The 17131-nt window shown below is 41.9% G+C and carries 20 protein-coding genes; all 20 read left to right on the top strand.

Annotation, left to right across the window (positions count from 1 at the left end; genetic code table 11):
* Positions 1-6: 6 nt before the first annotated feature.
* A complete protein-coding gene (locus D1155_RS04655) occupies positions 7-1032 on the top strand; it encodes an AAA family ATPase (protein WP_001170964.1) in 1026 nt (341 codons plus the stop codon).
* Between the two features lie 524 nt (positions 1033-1556).
* On the top strand, positions 1557-2522 hold the full coding sequence (mobV, locus tag D1155_RS04650; protein ID WP_001820668.1) for a MobV family relaxase: 966 nt from the start codon (positions 1557-1559) through the stop codon (positions 2520-2522).
* A gap of 8 nt (positions 2523-2530) precedes the next feature.
* Positions 2531-3385: a ParB/RepB/Spo0J family partition protein gene (locus D1155_RS04645; RefSeq protein ID WP_000743700.1), complete on the top strand. Its 855-nt coding sequence runs from the start codon at positions 2531-2533 to the stop codon at positions 3383-3385.
* Positions 3386-3430: 45 nt separating this feature from the next.
* Complete coding sequence (locus D1155_RS04640; protein ID WP_001206986.1) at positions 3431-3661, top strand: PC4/YdbC family ssDNA-binding protein; 231 nt, start codon at positions 3431-3433, stop codon at positions 3659-3661.
* Positions 3661-3924, top strand: a complete 264-nt coding sequence (locus D1155_RS04635) for a hypothetical protein (protein WP_000253176.1) — start codon at positions 3661-3663, stop codon at positions 3922-3924. The genes D1155_RS04640 and D1155_RS04635 overlap by 1 nt, the downstream gene beginning before the upstream one ends.
* A gap of 54 nt (positions 3925-3978) precedes the next feature.
* Positions 3979-5835 (top strand): recombinase family protein, encoded by a 1857-nt coding sequence (locus D1155_RS04630; RefSeq protein ID WP_001820670.1) that lies wholly within the window; start codon positions 3979-3981, stop codon positions 5833-5835.
* 142 nt (positions 5836-5977) lie between these two features.
* Positions 5978-6772 carry a hypothetical protein gene (locus D1155_RS04625; protein WP_160201225.1) on the top strand — a complete coding sequence of 265 codons (795 nt, stop codon included), beginning with the start codon at positions 5978-5980 and terminating at the stop codon, positions 6770-6772.
* A gap of 81 nt (positions 6773-6853) precedes the next feature.
* Entirely contained in the window at positions 6854-7291 is a 438-nt protein-coding gene (locus D1155_RS04620; RefSeq protein ID WP_160201224.1) for a GNAT family N-acetyltransferase, read from the top strand.
* A gap of 75 nt (positions 7292-7366) precedes the next feature.
* Positions 7367-7693, top strand: a complete 327-nt coding sequence (locus D1155_RS04615; RefSeq protein ID WP_166554388.1) for a hypothetical protein — start codon at positions 7367-7369, stop codon at positions 7691-7693.
* Positions 7694-7878: 185 nt separating this feature from the next.
* The gene (locus tag D1155_RS04610) at positions 7879-8619 is read left to right on the top strand and encodes a hypothetical protein (protein WP_160201222.1); all 741 of its coding nucleotides are present in this window, start codon (positions 7879-7881) and stop codon (positions 8617-8619) included.
* Positions 8620-8637: 18 nt separating this feature from the next.
* Positions 8638-9447 carry an ATP-binding protein gene (locus D1155_RS04605; RefSeq protein WP_160201221.1) on the top strand — a complete coding sequence of 270 codons (810 nt, stop codon included), beginning with the start codon at positions 8638-8640 and terminating at the stop codon, positions 9445-9447.
* Positions 9448-10050: 603 nt separating this feature from the next.
* Entirely contained in the window at positions 10051-10371 is a 321-nt protein-coding gene (locus tag D1155_RS04600) for a helix-turn-helix domain-containing protein (protein ID WP_207709511.1), read from the top strand.
* Between the two features lie 10 nt (positions 10372-10381).
* Entirely contained in the window at positions 10382-11344 is a 963-nt protein-coding gene (locus D1155_RS04595) for a hypothetical protein (protein ID WP_160201219.1), read from the top strand.
* Positions 11345-11510: 166 nt separating this feature from the next.
* A complete protein-coding gene (locus tag D1155_RS04590; protein WP_160201218.1) occupies positions 11511-11798 on the top strand; it encodes a PC4/YdbC family ssDNA-binding protein in 288 nt (95 codons plus the stop codon).
* Positions 11799-11929: 131 nt separating this feature from the next.
* A complete protein-coding gene (locus tag D1155_RS04585) occupies positions 11930-12859 on the top strand; it encodes a DUF5688 family protein (protein ID WP_160201217.1) in 930 nt (309 codons plus the stop codon).
* A 3-nt stretch (positions 12860-12862) separates the two neighbouring features.
* Complete coding sequence (locus D1155_RS04580; RefSeq protein WP_160201216.1) at positions 12863-13798, top strand: DUF3991 and toprim domain-containing protein; 936 nt, start codon at positions 12863-12865, stop codon at positions 13796-13798.
* A gap of 109 nt (positions 13799-13907) precedes the next feature.
* Positions 13908-14243: a plasmid mobilization relaxosome protein MobC gene (mobC, locus tag D1155_RS04575; RefSeq protein ID WP_160201215.1), complete on the top strand. Its 336-nt coding sequence runs from the start codon at positions 13908-13910 to the stop codon at positions 14241-14243.
* Positions 14234-15583, top strand: a complete 1350-nt coding sequence (locus D1155_RS04570) for a relaxase/mobilization nuclease domain-containing protein (RefSeq protein WP_160201214.1) — start codon at positions 14234-14236, stop codon at positions 15581-15583. The genes mobC and D1155_RS04570 overlap by 10 nt, the downstream gene beginning before the upstream one ends.
* Positions 15580-16251 carry a PcfB family protein gene (locus tag D1155_RS04565; protein ID WP_160201213.1) on the top strand — a complete coding sequence of 224 codons (672 nt, stop codon included), beginning with the start codon at positions 15580-15582 and terminating at the stop codon, positions 16249-16251. The genes D1155_RS04570 and D1155_RS04565 overlap by 4 nt, the downstream gene beginning before the upstream one ends.
* A 3-nt stretch (positions 16252-16254) precedes the next feature.
* Entirely contained in the window at positions 16255-17118 is an 864-nt protein-coding gene (locus D1155_RS04560; RefSeq protein ID WP_160201212.1) for an ArdC-like ssDNA-binding domain-containing protein, read from the top strand.
* Positions 17119-17131: the final 13 nt, after the last annotated feature.

Below are 17131 nucleotides of genomic sequence, written 5' to 3'. Positions count from 1 at the left end.
AAAGCCATGCAGAAGTTACAGACAGTCAACGCCGAAACGCTCCTTTATGAACCGCTTGAGAAACCATCCTTTGTGGTGGACAGCCTTATCCCGACAGGCTTATCGCTGTTCTGCGGCTCACAGAAGATAGGCAAAAGCTGGCTCATGCTGAAGCTATGCTTATGCGTGTCGCAGGGAATCCCTTTATGGGATATGCCGACAATGGAGGGCGATGTGCTTTACCTCTGCCTTGAGGACACGTTCTGCCGCATACAGGACAGGTTATTTCGTTTGACGGACGAAGCAAGCGGGCGGCTCCACTTTGCCGTGGCAAGCTGCAAGCTGTCAGACGGTCTTATCGTGCAGCTTGAAGATTATCTGAAAGATTACCCAGACAGCAGGCTCATTGTCATTGATACCTTGCAGAAAGTCCGTACAGCTTCAAAAGACAATGCCTATGCAAGCGACTATGGGGACATCTCCCTCATCAAAGACTTTGCCGACAGGCACTCTCTGGCGGTCATTGTCGTACACCACATCCGAAAGCAGAATGACAGCGACGTGTTCAACAAGGTGTCTGGGACGACAGGATTAACGGGGAGTGCGGACGCTACCTTTGTTCTGGAAAAGGAGAAACGTGCGTCTGACACCGCCAAGCTGTATGTGACGGGCAGGGACACGCCTTATCAGGAATACACGCTGCGTTTCCGTGATTGCCGTTGGGAGCTTGTGGAGCGGAAAACGCAGGAGCAGCTTGCGAAAGAAACGATACCAGATGTCCTTTTTCGGTTGGTGGATTTTATGAGGGATAAGGAAGAATGGATAGGCACGGCAACGGAACTGTTAGCCGCTATGGGGGAAACGGAAACCATACCCACGGTGATTACGAAATGGCTGAATGAATACCGCACCACATTTTTAAGCGAGAACCGTATCTGCTACCAGTACAGCCGCAGGAAAGACGGCAGGCGGATTGCCCTTGCAAGGAGGGCGGGTGACAGCGGTGATGGTGGTGACAGCGATATTAGGATACCCCCCTGTTACTGTCATTGACGCTTAAAGCCATGTAAAGCTGGCGGCTCTGCCCTGCGGGTGACAGCAGTGACGGTGGTGACAGTGATTTTAGGATACCCTGCCGCTGTCATCCCTACGGGAGAACACCCCGTAAACGCAAAATGCAGGCGTGAGATTTACTCGCCCTTTTCGGTCGTGTAAAACCACCCCTGCGGTCAGAAAAATCATTCCGATTTTTCCGACTGCGTTTACAGGGTGTAACACACTACACTTTGCCCTGCAAAGTCGTGTGCCAGACGTTCCCTCTGGACTCCCTTAAGGCAGGGCTGTGCCCTGCTATCCTACGCCTTACGGCTTCGGATAAAAGAATGGCGGCATGACGGTGACGGCTCTTGCGAGGGGGGTATCCCAAAAACACCGTCATCATCGACATGACCGTCATGCAGGGGGTGAGGGTGACAGTTGCGGCAGTCGGCAGGGGGTATCCCAAAACTGCTGTCACCACCGTCACCGCTGTCACCCCAAAGGACGGTCACCCGCCGAAAGAAAGGAGGAATCCGCCTATGCCTTATGCAATCCTGCGTTTCCAGAAACGAAAAGCGGGCGGCGTTGCGGCTTGTGAACGCCACAACGAGCGGAAGAAAGAAGCCTACAAAAGCAACCCAGATATAGATATGGAACGCTCTAAAAACAATTACCATCTCATAGCACCACCAAAGTACACCTACAAGAAAGAGATTAACCGCATGGTAGCCGAAGCGGGGTGCAGGACAAGGAAAGACAGCGTGATGATGGTGGAAACGCTCATCACAGCTTCACCAGAATTTATGAACCAGTTACCGCCCGAAGAACAAAAAGCGTATTTCCAGACGGCTCTTGACTTCATTTCGGAGCGTGTTGGAAAGCAGAATATCCTCTCCGCTGTCGTCCATATGGACGAGAGAACGCCCCATATGCACCTCTGCTTTGTGCCGATTACGCCAGACAATAAGCTGTCAGCGAAAGCTATCTTAGGCAACCAGAAATCATTATCCGAGTGGCAGACCGCCTACCATGAGCGGATGTCCTCACGGTGGAATCAGCTTGAACGGGGGCAGTCCTCAATGGAAACCAAGCGGAAACACGTCCCCACATGGCTCTATAAATTAGGCGGCAGGCTTGATAAACAGTATGAAGAAATCGTGTCTGCCCTATCCGACATCAACGCCTTTAACGCAGGGAAGAAAAGGGATAAAGCGTTAGATTTACTCTCTGCATGGCTGCCAGACGTGGAGAAATTCTCTAAGGAAATCGGGAAACAGCAGGCGTATATCGACAGTTTGAAAGAGAGAATTGGGCAGGAATCAGACTATGCGGGGCGTATGCGTGATGAAAAGTACGAGCAGGAACTAAAGGTGCAGAAAGCGAATCAGAAGATATTTGAATTGCAGAGAACCAACGAGCAGATGGGGCGGCTGCTGTCAAAAATACCGCCCGAAGTGTTGGAAGAATTGCAGAAAAATCATAGAAGCAGAGCGAAAGAAAGGTAGATATGTGAATGAAGAAACAGGATTTTAAGGTGTTAAAGACCAAAGACTTGTACCCGTTCCCCGACAATCCGTTTCATGTGGCAGAAGATGAAACACTGTCAGAGTTAGCGGAAAGCATCAAGGAATTTGGCATTGTCACGCCGATAATCACACGCCCGAAAGAGGACGGGGACGGTTATGAAGTGATTGCAGGACAGCGGCGTGTCCGTGCTTCTGAACTTGCAGGGATAAATACCGTGCCTGCGTTTGTCCTGCCCTTAGACCGTGACCGAGCCATCATCACCCTTGTAGACAGCAATTTGCAGCGTGAGAATATCCTGCCATCGGAGCGGGCGTTTGCTTACAAGATGAAATCCGAAGCCATGAAGCGGCAGGGTTTCCGCACAGACTTAACCTCGTCACAAGTTGTGACGAAGTTGCGGACGGACGACAAGGTGGCACAGGGCTTCGGCGTGGGCAGGATGACCGTGCAGCGTTTTATCCGCCTGACGGAACTGATACCGCCGATTTTGCAGATGGTGGACGAGGGGAAAATCGCCCTCACGCCTGCGGTGGAACTGTCCTTCTTGAAGAAAGACGAGCAGGAAAACCTCTTTGCCACGATGGAGAGCGAAGAAGCAACGCCCTCACTCTCACAGGCACAGCGGATGAAACAGTTAAGCCAGAGCGGGCGGCTTGACATGGATACGATATTTGCGATTATGACGGAGGAAAAGGGCAACCAGAAAGAAACCTTGAAAATCAACACAAGCAAGCTGAAAAAATACTTTCCGAAGAACACAACGCCGAAGCAGATGGAGGAAACCATCATCAAACTTTTGGAGCGTGAGTTGCAGAGGAAACGCAACCGTGACAGCCGCTAATCTTCTTTTTTCGGGAAGTAAATACAGAGAGTTGAGGTATGGAGAATGAGAGAAATCCAGTATGAAATCGTAAAGGAAATCGCAGTATTGTCTACGGGCGACAGTGGCTACACAAAGGAAATCAATCTCATTTCATGGAATGGGAAAGAGCCGAAGTATGACATCCGCAGCTTTTCCCCGAACCGTGAAAAGTGCGGCAAGGGAATCACGCTGAACGCTGATGAAGCGGCGGCACTCCTTAAAGCATTACAGAAAGAATTAAACAGCGAGGATTAATGGTATCTGATTGGCAGGGCGGGGACATTTCCAAACTCTTCCCTGCCCTGTCTGGAAAGGAAGATTTAAGTATGGGCGAGGATAAGAAAGCAGATAAAAAGAGAAAGCGTATCGTGCCAAAAGCACCAGTGCAGATGATAATCAGCCGTGAATATGTCGGCACACAGACCGTTACAGAAGCGTTTGTCCCGATTATCTCCGAGGATATTCGGAAGAAGATTGCCGAGGGCGACACCTTCGACAATGAGGGGCTGTCCGCTTAGAATGTACGCAATGGGACATGAAAACAGATAGGACAGATACGGAGGTTTTACAGTATGGCAGGAATCAAAGAAGAAAAGAAAATCTATTTAGTCGGCATTTATTGCCGCTTATCTAAAGACGATGGTACGGATAACGAGAGTGCGAGCATTGCGACACAGAAATCCATCCTCACGGATTATGTGAAAAAGCAGGGATGGCACATAGCAAAAACGTATGTGGACGATGGTTATTCTGGTACAAATTTCCAAAGACCAAGTTTCCAGAATATGATAAAAGACATTGAAAGCGGTCTGATAAACTGCGTGATTACGAAAGATTTATCCCGTCTGGGGAGAAACTATCTTGATTGTGGGTTATATCTGGAAGTTTTCTTCCCAGAGCATAACGTGAGGTATATAGCGGTCAATGACGGCGTAGATACCTTGAATAAATCTGCTATGGACATCACGCCTTTCCGCAACATTTTAAACGAAATGTATGCCGCTGACATATCTGTTAAGATAAAATCGGCATATCGGGCGAGGTTTCAACAGGGGAAATTCATGGGAACTACCGCCCCTTATGGCTATATCAAAGACCCTGCCGACCACAACCATCTGCTGATAGATGATAAAGTGGCACATGTTGTAAAAGAGATATTCGACCTTGCATTAAAAGGGAATGGAGTTGCCAAAATTTGCAGACATCTTAATAAACAGCATATCCTACGCCCTGCCGCTTATGCGGCGGAGCGTGGCGAAACAGGCTTTGAACGTCATTTTGAGGGGAACGAGGACAAACGCTATATTTGGAGTGGGAACAGCGTGAGGAGCATTTTAAGAAGCCCGATATATGCGGGAAATCTTGTAGGCTACAAACGGATTGCCGCCAATATGAAAAGCAAGAAACGCCCCTCTAAGCTGCCCGAAGAATGGGAAGTGATACCCAATACCCATGAGGGAATAGTCACGCAGGAGGAATTTGATATTGTCCAACAGCTTATTACAAGTCGTAGGCTTCCACAGAACAAGGGAGGATTTGTAAATATTTTTGCAGGCGTTATCAAGTGTGTGGACTGCGGATGTGCTCTGCGGGCAATGAACGTACACAGGAGGAAACGCCCAGAGATTATCGACTGTGTACAGTATTCATGTAATAATTATGCAAGAAACGGAAGAAGCGAGTGTAGTGCCCACAATATAGAAGCAAGGGATTTATTCAATGCCGTTCTTGCCGACATCAACTGTTTTGCGGATATGGCAGTGAATGATGAAAAGGCGGTCAGGGCCATAGAAAAGCGGCTCACGGAAACAGACCAGAGCAGGGCGAAAGCATTAGAGAAAGAACGTAAGAAGCTGAACAAACGCCTTGCGGAACTGGACAGGCTGTTTTCCTCTCTCTACGAGGATAAGGTCATGGAGCGTATTACCGAGCGGAATTTTGAGATGATGTCGGGGAAATACCAGAAAGAGCAGCTTGAAATTGAAGCAAGGCTGAAAGAGGTGACGGAAACTCTTAATGAAAGCTACGAGAAATCACGGGGAATCCGTGACTTCCTCGCCCTTATCCGAAATTATCAAGGCTTAAAAGAACTGGATGCAACAGTTATAAACGCACTCATAGACAAGATACTTGTTTCGGAGCGTGAGAAGATGGCAGACGGAACAGTGAAGCAGGAAATCAAGATTTACTATAAATTCATCGGCTTTGTCGATGAATTACATATCATACCTACAAAACGGTGGGCAGCAATGCCCGCTAAAAATTGTACGGTGTGCGGCGTTGAATATGTCCCGGGCTCTGGTGCATCAAGGTATTGTCCTGCTTGTGCCAAGAAGATACGGAGGGAGAAATCAAACGAGAGCAAACGCAGGAGCAGAGAACAGAAAAGGATAGCATGTATGAACTGTCCGCAAAAAATGACCGACTGATCTGGAGCAGAGAAGCGGTAGAATTATCCGGCAGGGAAACGAAAATCCGGAGGTTGAAATTTACCGCTATGTTACAGAGGAAACCTTTGACGCCTATCTTTACCAGCTGGTAGAAAACAAGCAGAAGTTTATTTCACAGATTATGACTTCTAAAAGTCCGGTCAGATGTGCAGAAGATATCGATGAGGCGGCGCTTTCCTATGCAGAAATCAAAATGCTTGCTACAGGAAATCCACATATTAAAGAAAAGATGGACCTTGATATTCAGGTATCAAAACTAAAACTGCTAAAGCAGAATTTTCTTTCTGAAAAATATATGCTTGAAGATAGAATTATGAAGTATTATCCGGCAGAAATGCGAAAGCAGGAGGAAAAGATAGCGGGACTGGAAGAAGATTTTGCACTCCTGCAAAGTCAACCGAAAAATGATAACGAACACTTTGCAGGCATGACGGTTGTCGGCGTGTATTACACAGAAAAGGCGGAGGCAGGAGAAGCTATCATAAATGCTTGCAAGAACATGAAGAATCCAGAGCCGACACCTCTTGGCACTTACAGAGGCTTTGATATGACACTTTCCTTTGATACTTTGAATCGAGAATATGAGGTTGAGCTGAAACATAAAGCAAGGCATAGAACCTCACTTGGCAGTGATGTGCATGGCAATATCACAAGGCTTGATAATGCCCTTGAAAATATTGAGAAGAAGTTAAATGTGACAAAGGAAGAATATGAGAACCTGATTGCTCAATATGAGACTGCGAAGATAGAAGTAACCAAAGAATTTCCGAATGAAGATGAGCTGAACGAAAAGACGAAACGTCTGGATGAGCTGAATATCCTGCTGAATATGGATAAGAAGGAGAATGAAATCCTGGAAGAAAAAGAAGATGTACCCGTAGAGAAGAAGCGGAAAGCAGTGGAAAAAGAGCGGTGACAAAGAGAGGTTTTGTGGTATAATCTTTATATAGTACAAAGATATGGTATCTATTGATTTGAATTTATGGAGATGGTGAGAATGGAAGCTAAGAGTGAGAGATTAATAATGAGAAGTCATATCGAAATTTGCGATGGACATTTAATATTCCCAGAAATCGAAAAAGGAGTGGATATACTTAAGAATAAGTCTAATGTGCCGGAAGATGGCGGTTTTATATTTTATAATGAAAATGACGAACAAATTTGTCACATAGGTATTGAAACAAAAAGAAAAACTTTAGAAGTTTCATATGGCACTCAAGCCGAGTACCGTGGAAATGGATATATGAAAGAGGCATTAAACTTTTTGCTTAAGCGATTCATAACTGAAAATATTAAAGATGATGTTTATGCTCTAATTTGTAAAAATCCTGAGTCTCAGCATATATTAGAAATAAATGGCTTTAGAAAAGAATCACCATATGGAAATAACGGTTTTTGGTTTGTTTTTGATAGAGAATTATACAAGGAAAACTAATACTAAATTTGGTAAAAGGTAGCTCATAGACTTTGCCTAACAGATCCACAAATCGGACTTTTAGGTACTGTTTCAATGATAGATTATATAAAAATAGGAGTATTAATAGAAATGAGATTATCAAAGGTTCAACAAGAAACAATTGATTTTTGCAAGGCGCAAATTGATGAAGCAAGAAAACAGGTTATTGATTTGAAAAAGATTAAGAAAAGTGAGCTATGTCAAGCGATGAAAATAATTGATGCTCAAAATGGGATAGTATATACACAGGGCGGTAACTGTAGTATTAGAACATTAAAGAAACTTGAAGAACTTGGAATCTTAGAAATATTAGAAGATAACTCTGGCATTGGAACAGGCTTTGGTGCGTTTCCTTCAAAAGTAAGGATTTTGAATTATTAAAAATAGGCGAATTCTAGTCCGATGAAGTGAACACTTGTAGATAAAATTTGTTCAGGCGTAGATAAGGAAAGGTTAAGAACAATGGCAAAACCCATGAGTATAGAAAATTTTTACGAAAGCAGCGCAGAAAATTGAGAATCCATTAAAAAAATAGATTTATTAATAGGAATAAAGGAGTAAATTTAATGAAAGTATGGCATATTACGAAAGATATTGGTTATGGAGGAAATTTACTTTATAATCTAACGAACAATGCAGGAAAAATACCAGAGCCTCTTCCTTGGATTGAGCCATCAATTAATTGTTTATACAAAGAAGCTGTTTTATCATTTATGGTAGGTAATTATGATAGTGCATTAACAGATTTATGTTTACTAATGGAGCACGTGTTAAGAGCGGCTCTTTTAAATGATACAGATTCGGGAATGCAAAGAGCTGATTCTACGACAATGCTAAACAAGTATGGTTCATTATCTGCAGCTATTCAAGAAGCAAGCAATACATCTTTAATGGATGGCTGTAATAAAGCATGGTGGGATGCTGTATCTAGAGTTATACGAAATAAGTCAGCACATTATGTGCTACCTGTATTATTGAAAAGATGTGCCCAGGAAGAGGAGCTTCGCAAATATATTAATAAATACGAACTTCCGGAGAATAATTCAGAATACTGGTATGAATCGCATTTAGTAAATTGGGGAGCCTTTTATCATAGTACAGGCAAAGAATTTGTTCAAGGTTTTTTACGGGATGTAACCAACGAACTTAAGATAGTGATTGCAAATACAAAGTGGCAAGGCGATGAATCATGGTGGATTTCATTAAAAGAGCAGTATGATTCCTTTTTTTCATATGAATGGAGTATTGAAAAACTAAAATATAGTTTTGAACAGGCTAAAAGAGATTTGGGAAGTAGTGAAAAATAAGGAGCTAGGAGAATGTCTATGAAATTTCCAAAACAGATAAAGGATCTAGTATATGAATTATTACAAGAACCTACGCTTGATAAATTTAGAGAATTTTTACGCGCACAGACAGGTGAACATAATGCTATTGATTTCAAAAGCCAATGGATTGAACGTGCTGCTTTAGCAAAAGAAATGTTAGCCCTAGCTAATTCACAGGGCGGGTTCATTGTATTTGGAGTAGCAGAAAACGAAGATAAGAGTGTACATACTGATGGTTTGCCGGAGATTAAAGATAAGGCTGATGTTTCTAATGGCATAAAGAATTTTATTTCATCGAATTTGAAATATGATATCTATGATTTTTCATACACTACAGCAGAATACGAAGCATTAAGGGGTAAAAAATTTCAAATGCTGGTTGTAGAAGATACACCAGAATATATCCCCTTTTTATCTAAAAAAGACAGTGGCTCACTTAAACAAAATATGATTTATATTCGCCGGGGAACTTCTTGTGAAATTGCAAATAAGGAAGAAATAGAAGTAATGATTAATAGGCGAATGAATTACCTGCATCCATTAACTGGAGAGCCACTCCAGTTGGGAGAACATTTAAAACAATTAAAGATTCTCTATGAAAATATTGATAAAAAACATATATATTATAAAAATAGTAATTTTCAGGAGATGACTTCTTTTTTTGAATCTGTTTCAGAAAAGATCATGGTGGGAGAAAAAGTGGAAACCCCCAATCCTCTTTATCCTGACGAGAGTTATGAACAGTTTATAGCTAGAATGATTGTTGATAAAAAGAAAAAAATTGAAAGAGTGTTAGATTTATACTGAATGCATTATTTGAGAGAGATTGAAAATATTATGTGAAACTCTTTAGTTTATAAACATGGCGTCTAAATATATACAGCCGAGTGCTTCAACACCGAATCTCTCGGTTTTTTGTTACCCAAAAAGAATGAAAGGAGAATCATATGGAACAAAAGAGTAAAACAATCACCCTTGAAATCATCGGTCAGTGGTGGTATTGGCAAATTTGATAGAGTGGAGAAAGAAATTTACTCTCATATCTTGGAATAGGAATGGAGTATAATATCAGAAAATGAAAGCGAAGATATGAACCTATCAGTAGAGAAATATTTTATTTAAAATAGAATTTTATGGGATGCAGAAAGTCTATGAAAAGTCCTTATAGGGAGTTAGTAGGTAATTATTTAGAGGAGAAATAAAAAATAAGGTATATAAGATATGTGTGCTTGCGTGATATTGAAGCCGCTTATAAGAGCTATAGATCAGTTTAAAAGAAATGGAGGGTGCATAATATATGGCAAGAGTCATATTGAAAAATACAATTAGAAATCGCTTGACGAATTATTAAAATAATATTATAATAATATAAAAATAATAATTTGGAGGTATAATATGTCTTTCAATTTGATGACAGTATTTAAAAATTCTGATTTACAAAAGTTTGGTCAGACTGCAGCTAATGTTGTTTCTCTTGCTTATAAAGTGAATAAAAAGAACGGAGCACGAATTGCAAGAGCAGTATTAGACAATGGAACTACATTAATAAAAACTGTAACGGCATCAGGAACCGTAATAGAGCAGGTTACTAAATTACCGGCGATTACATCTATTGAGCAGAGAAATGATGTGATTCGCGATTTAGCAAAGAATAAAATTACCCAAGAACAAATTGCTGCAATGTTAGATATTTCTCAAGCTACCGTTTCTAATGTTTTGAGAAAAAAGTAGGGAACAAAAAATGAAATATAATAGTGAAATAGTAAAGAATGCATATCGGGAGTTAGAAATAGATTTAATATCCGACTTAAATAGAATGGCTTATAATTATTTAACAGAGCTTGGATATACTGATGTGGATCAAAACCGGGCGTTATATCAATTCTTTAATGTGCAAAAAAGAAAAATTGCAAGGAAACCGAGGAATATACATAAATCTAAGGAATTTATTTGTCCTAAGGATTATAAAGAAGCTTTTAATGAATTTGAAATGAGAGCAAAAAACGGGGATGACCTAAATGTATTTATGAGTGAAAAGTTGAAAGAAGCAAACTACAATGATGGATTATTAAATGATTGGAATATTTATCATTTTCACTTAACCAGGCAATTCAGGGATGATGGATGGGCTAAGCGTAGCAAATATTTAATTTTTGCATATGTAACAGATACGGATTTGTATATGTTACAAGTGTATAAGCATAAAGACAACCATGTATTCGCTAAACAAGAACTGGTTGAAATTATACATAAAAATTGGCCAGAGTTTATCGAAAAGAATCATTTTAAGGGTAAACCATGTGTAGATATTGATGAGAAAGGATATAACTTATTACGGAAAGCCAATATTTCGACTTTTGTCACTTTAAATGAAGATGATTGTTTTGGCTCAATCGGAGGAGGATATATGTCAGATGGCTCGTCAACAGAGGCTATGTGGGAGGAAAACAAATGGAAACGCTTAATGAAAATAGTTGAGAAAACAATTATAGCTAATATGGAGTTGTTGATTGATCTTATAAAAAAGGAAGCAGAAAATGTGACTAATTGCTTTAGAATACAGTTACTTTGGATAGATAATGAGCAAGAATTTACTTTATATGAACATAATAATGAGGTGGTTTTGCAGATAAATCTTGAAAAAAATCAGTTTAGAATTTGTGATTGGTTATATGTGTTGAAAGAAAAAATACATTTGAGATGAATTCGATGAAGCATATGAACTAAATAAGGACTATTCTTTATTGCAAATTATAAAGTCAATAGTTTGCCTTAGGAATTTGATAATTTTGATATTCTAATATATACCGCCGAGTGGTTACTAACCAAACCCCTCGGTTTTTTATTGCAAAAAACGAAAGGAGAATCATATGGAACAAAAGGACAAGACAATCACCTTTGAAATCATCAGTCAGTTAGGGGTGCTGTCGGAAAACTCGCAAGGGTGGAAAAGAGAACTCAACCTCATATCCTGGAATGGAGATGAACCTAAGTATGACATCAGAAGCTGGGACCCGAAGCATGAACGCATGAGCAGAGGTATCACTTTGTCGAAAGCGGAAATGAACAATCTGCTGCTTTACATGAGAGAGGAGAGAATGCAGCAGAGAGGTGCAAGCCGGCAGCCGGCGTGCAAAGGACAGGATTATGAAAGGTAATATGAGTAAAGAAAAGGAGGTGAAAACTATGGAAGCAGACCAGAAGAAGCGGCCGAAAAATCAAGAAATGCAGAGGCGAATGCTATGGTACAAAGAAAAACTGCAAAAGGTACTGGGAAAGGAGAAAAAATATGATGAACATGAATGAGTTTACCAATTATGTAGTGGAACGTTTAACGGACTATATGCCGCCGCCATTTCAGAATGCAGAAGTAGAACTGCATGAGGTGCTGAAAGACAATGGAAAGACTTATCACGGAGTCAATCTTCACTTACCGGGCAAAGATGCATCCCCGATACTATATATAGAGGATATGTATGACCGTGTGATATCAGGAACAGCTGTAAACGATGTGATTCGAGATACTGCAGAGAGCTTCATTGCATTATTTGAAAAAACGGATCTCTTGGCAGAGCTGATTTCCTTAAAAGGAACTGATATAAGGCAGTATATTTTTTTCAAACTGGTTAGTGGTGAAGATAATGGTGCCGGCTTAAAAAATTATCCACACAAGCGAATTGAGAATCTGGTAAAAATATATTTTTTGGAACCTGCACCAGGGTGGACGATAAAGATTACCTATGATCATCTAAAGGATATGGATATAGATTTGCAGGAACTTGACAGACTCGCACAGCAGAATTCGATGGCGCAGAAACCGGCGGAATTAACCCGTATGAATGGAATATTTCTTTCAAAAGAAAGGAACCTGTTAGAAAATGACGATCCTTTGCTGCCAGATATGTATGTACTTACCAATCGGGAAAAAACAGGGGGAGCATCAGTTATTTGTTATCCGGGTGTGCTTGCGCAGATTGGCAGAAAACTGTGTGCTGATTTTTATGTGCTTCCTAGCAGTATAGATGAGGTGATTATCATGCCAAAGTTTAGGGAGTTATCTCCAAAGCACCTTGGAAAAATTGTGCGGGAAGCTAATGCAGACGCTGTCGCAGAGGGACATATTTTAAGCAACTGTGTATATGAGTACAGCAGAAAAAAGGATACGCTTGCCATTGCGCCTGGCTCACAGGAAAGAAAATTTAAGGAAAAAGGGAGGTAACAGATGTCATATTATTCAAAGGAACTCATTGCGAGGGCAAGAGAAATGGATCTTTTAACATATTTGCGTTGCTACAATCCGGGCGAACTTGTGCGCATCAGCCCCAATGTTTATTCCACTAAGAGCCACGGCAGCCTGAAAATTTCCAACGGAAAATGGATGTGGTGGGCGCAGAATATCGGTGGTATCAGCGCACTGGATTATCTGTCTAAGGTAGAGGGTGTGCCGTTTGTAGAAGCGGTAAAATACCTGCTGGGACTGGAGCGAGTGCCGGTGCAGGATATGAAACCTGTAGTAAATGATAAAAAAGAGTTCACGCTGCCGCCGCCATGTGAAAACAACGACAGGGTAATAGCATACCTGTATCATAGAGGAATTGATATGGAAATCCTATACGATTGCATTGCGAAAGGACTGCTTTATGAAGCAAAGCCTTATCACAATGCAATTTTTATTGGAAAAAATGACGAGGGCAAAGCTGCGTATGGGGCATATCGAAGCACAAATGACAAGAGAATTCTTGGTGAAATACCGGGAAGCAGCAAAGAATTTTCTTTTCGGATTGTAAATGAGCAGGCGGATTTATCGAACCTGCACGTATTTGAAAGTGCCATTGATGCGCTGTCTTTTCTTTCTATTCGGAAGCTGAAACATAGAAGCTGGCGGGAAGATACCTGTCTGTCCCTGGGTGGAGTTGCCGTTACAAAAGAGCAGAAACTGCTGCCTGCATTAAAATATTATCTTGATACGCATGGACAGACCAGGACCGTTACGCTGCATTTAGACAACGATGACGCCGGGAAAAAGGCGGCAGCCCAGATGTGGGAACTGTTAAAATCCGACTATGATGTAGTCCTGGATTATCCTAAATACGGCAAAGACATGAACGATGAGCTGAGAGAATTAAAGAGAAAAGTATCTGATCGTCATCAAAGATGACCGGCGGATGAAACTTTAGCAAGCAGACCCTTTTTACTCCTGCCGGAGAAAAAGAGCTTGTCAGGGAGATCCCTGAAACCCTCAACACAGAAAAGGAGATGAAGAACTTATGAATCGAACAATTAAAAAACAAATATGGCTAAGCGAGGAAGAAGACCGCCAGCTGAAAGAAAAAGCAGAAGCAACCTGTCTGACAGAAGCAGCGCTGATTCGGATGCTGATTCAAGGCTTTCTTCCTAAAGAAAAGCCGCAGGCAGATTTCTACAAGGCTATGAATCAGATCACTGCCATTGGAAATAACTTAAATCAAATTGCAGCCAGAGCAAATACTTTTGGCTTTGCAGATGTGAAAGCGCTGGAATTTGAAATTGAGAATTTAAGGAATTTCAGGCTGGCACTTGAGAAGAAGTTTTTAGAACCGGAAGTTTCAGAAGTATGGCAGTAACTAAAATCTGGCAGGTAAGAGGATGGATTGGCGATGTGCTCTCCTATGTCAAGAATCCTCAAAAGACGGACATGGCTTTACAGAACGTTTTAGATTATGCGGCAAATGAAAGTAAAACAGAACAGGGACTTTTTGTCAGCGGACTTAACTGCGATGCGGAAACTGCGGCAATGCAGTTTCCGCTTGTTAAGAAACAGTTTGGTAAAACGGGCGGCATCATTGCCTATCACGCCTATCAAAGTTTTGAGCAAGGTGAACTGAGCGCAGAGCAGGCACATGAAATCGGAATGGAATTTGCCAAAGAGGTCTGGGGAAAAAGGTTTCAGGTTGTGGTAGCCACGCATCTGAATTCAAACTGCCTGCACAACCACTTTGTAGTGAACTCCGTATCCTTTGTGGATGGCAAAAGATGCAGAGCCAAACAGTGGAGAGAGCTGTCTCAAATATCAGATCAGGTATGCAGAAACCATAATCTAAAGACCATAGAAATACCGGAAAACCGCAGAGTGCCGCTGCCGATTTACAAGGAAGAACAGAAAGGAAAGCCTACACGATTAAATCTAGCGAAAGCAGCGGTTGATGAGGCGATTTTAGTCAGTCATAATCTGCAGGAACTTTCTCTGCATTTAAGAAAGGAGGGATATATCTGCCGCTTTGGTGCAAACCGGAAATACTGGACCATCAGTCAAAGGGACTGGCAGCGACCGATCAGACTTGCTCGCATGGGGGCAGCGTATACCAATGAAAAAATTATGGATAGGCTGAAAAGCCCTGTCAAGTATGCAGCGTACAGTGCATATCAAAAGCGAGAGCTTTCCTATCAGGCTAAGAAGTACAAAGTGAAAGCAAACCGTCCGAAGAAAAAAGCCGGCGGTCTGCTTGGTCTATATTTTCACTACTGCTATCTGCTTGGTGTATTTCCGCAAAGGCAGAAAGCGCAAAAGAAAAGGGTCAAGCCTTTTTATCGTGACGATTTGTTAAAACTGAATTCTATCACAGAAGAAGCGAGATTTCTTTGCAGAAACCGAATTGAAACAAAGGAACAGCTGCAGGCGAAAAAAGAACTGCTGGAAATGCAGATGAAAGAGCTGGCGGCAGAAAGGGAACTCTGCCGGGGGACTGCATATCAGAAAGGAGGCTCTGAAAAAGCAAAGTCTGCGGAAAGGGAACAGATTGCAGATTTAACAGGGCAGATGAGAACTTTGCGAAAACAAATATCACTTTGTAAAGCTATCATAAACCGAAGTGATGAGATGAAAGGGAAGATAAGAGAAGCCGGTGCCAGAGAAACAAGAAAACCTAGAGAAAAAAAGAAAGCAGAAAGGGAGATGGAACTTTGAATTACGGAGGAGATGCAGCAGAACAGGTGGTACGTATGTCACTTGAGGGTATGGATGTAGCGCTGCGGGTAAGCGGCAGTGCAGCAAAAAATCTAGTTGCAATTCTTGCAGCCCTGTCCAAAGAGGATAAAACTAGCAGAGGAAGAACCAGGCTTACAAAACTGATTAAATCCGGAAAAGAACTTACGGTGTTTTCCATTCCAGGGGAAGACCTGAAAAATTTTGCGAAGGAAGCAAAACAGTACGGGATTTTGTACTGCGTTGTAAAGAGCAAAGCCGGACAACGGGTAGACGGAGCTGTTGACATCATAACAAGGTCTGAGGATGCGCCCAAAATCAACCGCATTGTGGAGAGATTTAAGATGGCAACAGTCAGCACACAGGAGGCAGGCGAGCAAGTGCGTGAACAGTCCGCTTCCTCAAACGCAGAGAAACTGCTGGATGAGGTGCTGCTGGATGTAAACCCCCGGGATGCCGGGACAGAGGAAAAGTCTCTGTTCGGGCAAGACTTAAGGAAAACGGAAGCAGAGAGAGAAACTTTTTCTAACCCAAAACTGACTGCCAAACCGTCAGTTCGAGAGAAGCTGAATCGGTATAAAGAGATGGACGATGAGGAAAGAGAAAATATCCTCAAACGAGTTTTCAAGAAAGAAAAGGAAGAAAGGTAACATATGGACAATTTATACGACTTATTATCAGAGAAAGAAACCGGAGCACAGAAGCAGTATTCGCAGGAGGAATATAAGGAGCATAAAAGAAAAGAACGGGAGGACGCATATCACTTAGTTCAGGCACAATTTGATGCAGTGATTGAAAGTCCAAAGAAACTGGAGCAGTATCTCAATTTGCAGTCTACATTTGACCGGTACTCTGTTTCTAATGTGATGCTGATTTTAGCCCAAAGACCGAATGCGACTAAACTGAAAGAATATGCAGGATGGGCAGAAAACGGTGCGTACATTCAGAAAGGTGCGAAAGGAATTTCCATTTTAGAACCTTATACTTATCAGAAGGAAGATGGAAGTGAAGGTATCGGATATAACTTGAAAAAGGTCTTTGACATCAGTCAGACTACCAGCATAGATACCAAGAGAAAACCGGTATTAACGGAAAAGCAGATTTTAAGAGCGGTGATTGCCAAAGCGCCGGTAGAAGTCAGAGCAGATAATGAGCAGACATACAGCGAACAGCCTGCGAGATTTGATGAAGCACAGCAGGTGATTTATCTGAAACGAGGTCTTGCTGCAGAGTCTTTCTTTAAGGGACTGACTCAGGAGGTGGCAAAGCTGAAACTAGGATTTACAGATAGAACATCAGAAAGTGATATGGTTTCTTTAGCCTGCATCAGATATATGCTGGACAGGGAGTTTGGATTTCAGGCAGAATGTCCTGCGCTTCCAAAGGATATGGAGCAAGAAGCACTTCGTGATGCTTTTCACCGGGCAAAGCAGGTGTATTCACAGATGAAGAACGAGGTGTATCTGTTTACGGAAAAGGAAAAAAATCAGAAAGCAAGAGGGGACAGTGAACGCTAAATATAGTGAATCC

The organism is Anaerotruncus sp. 80, from assembly GCF_009936115.1.
GTDB classification, from domain to species: domain Bacteria; phylum Bacillota; class Clostridia; order Peptostreptococcales; family Anaerovoracaceae; genus Senimuribacter; species Senimuribacter intestinalis.
Note: the sequence above shows the minus strand (reverse complement) of the source record. Positions and strands in the feature narration are given on the sequence as shown.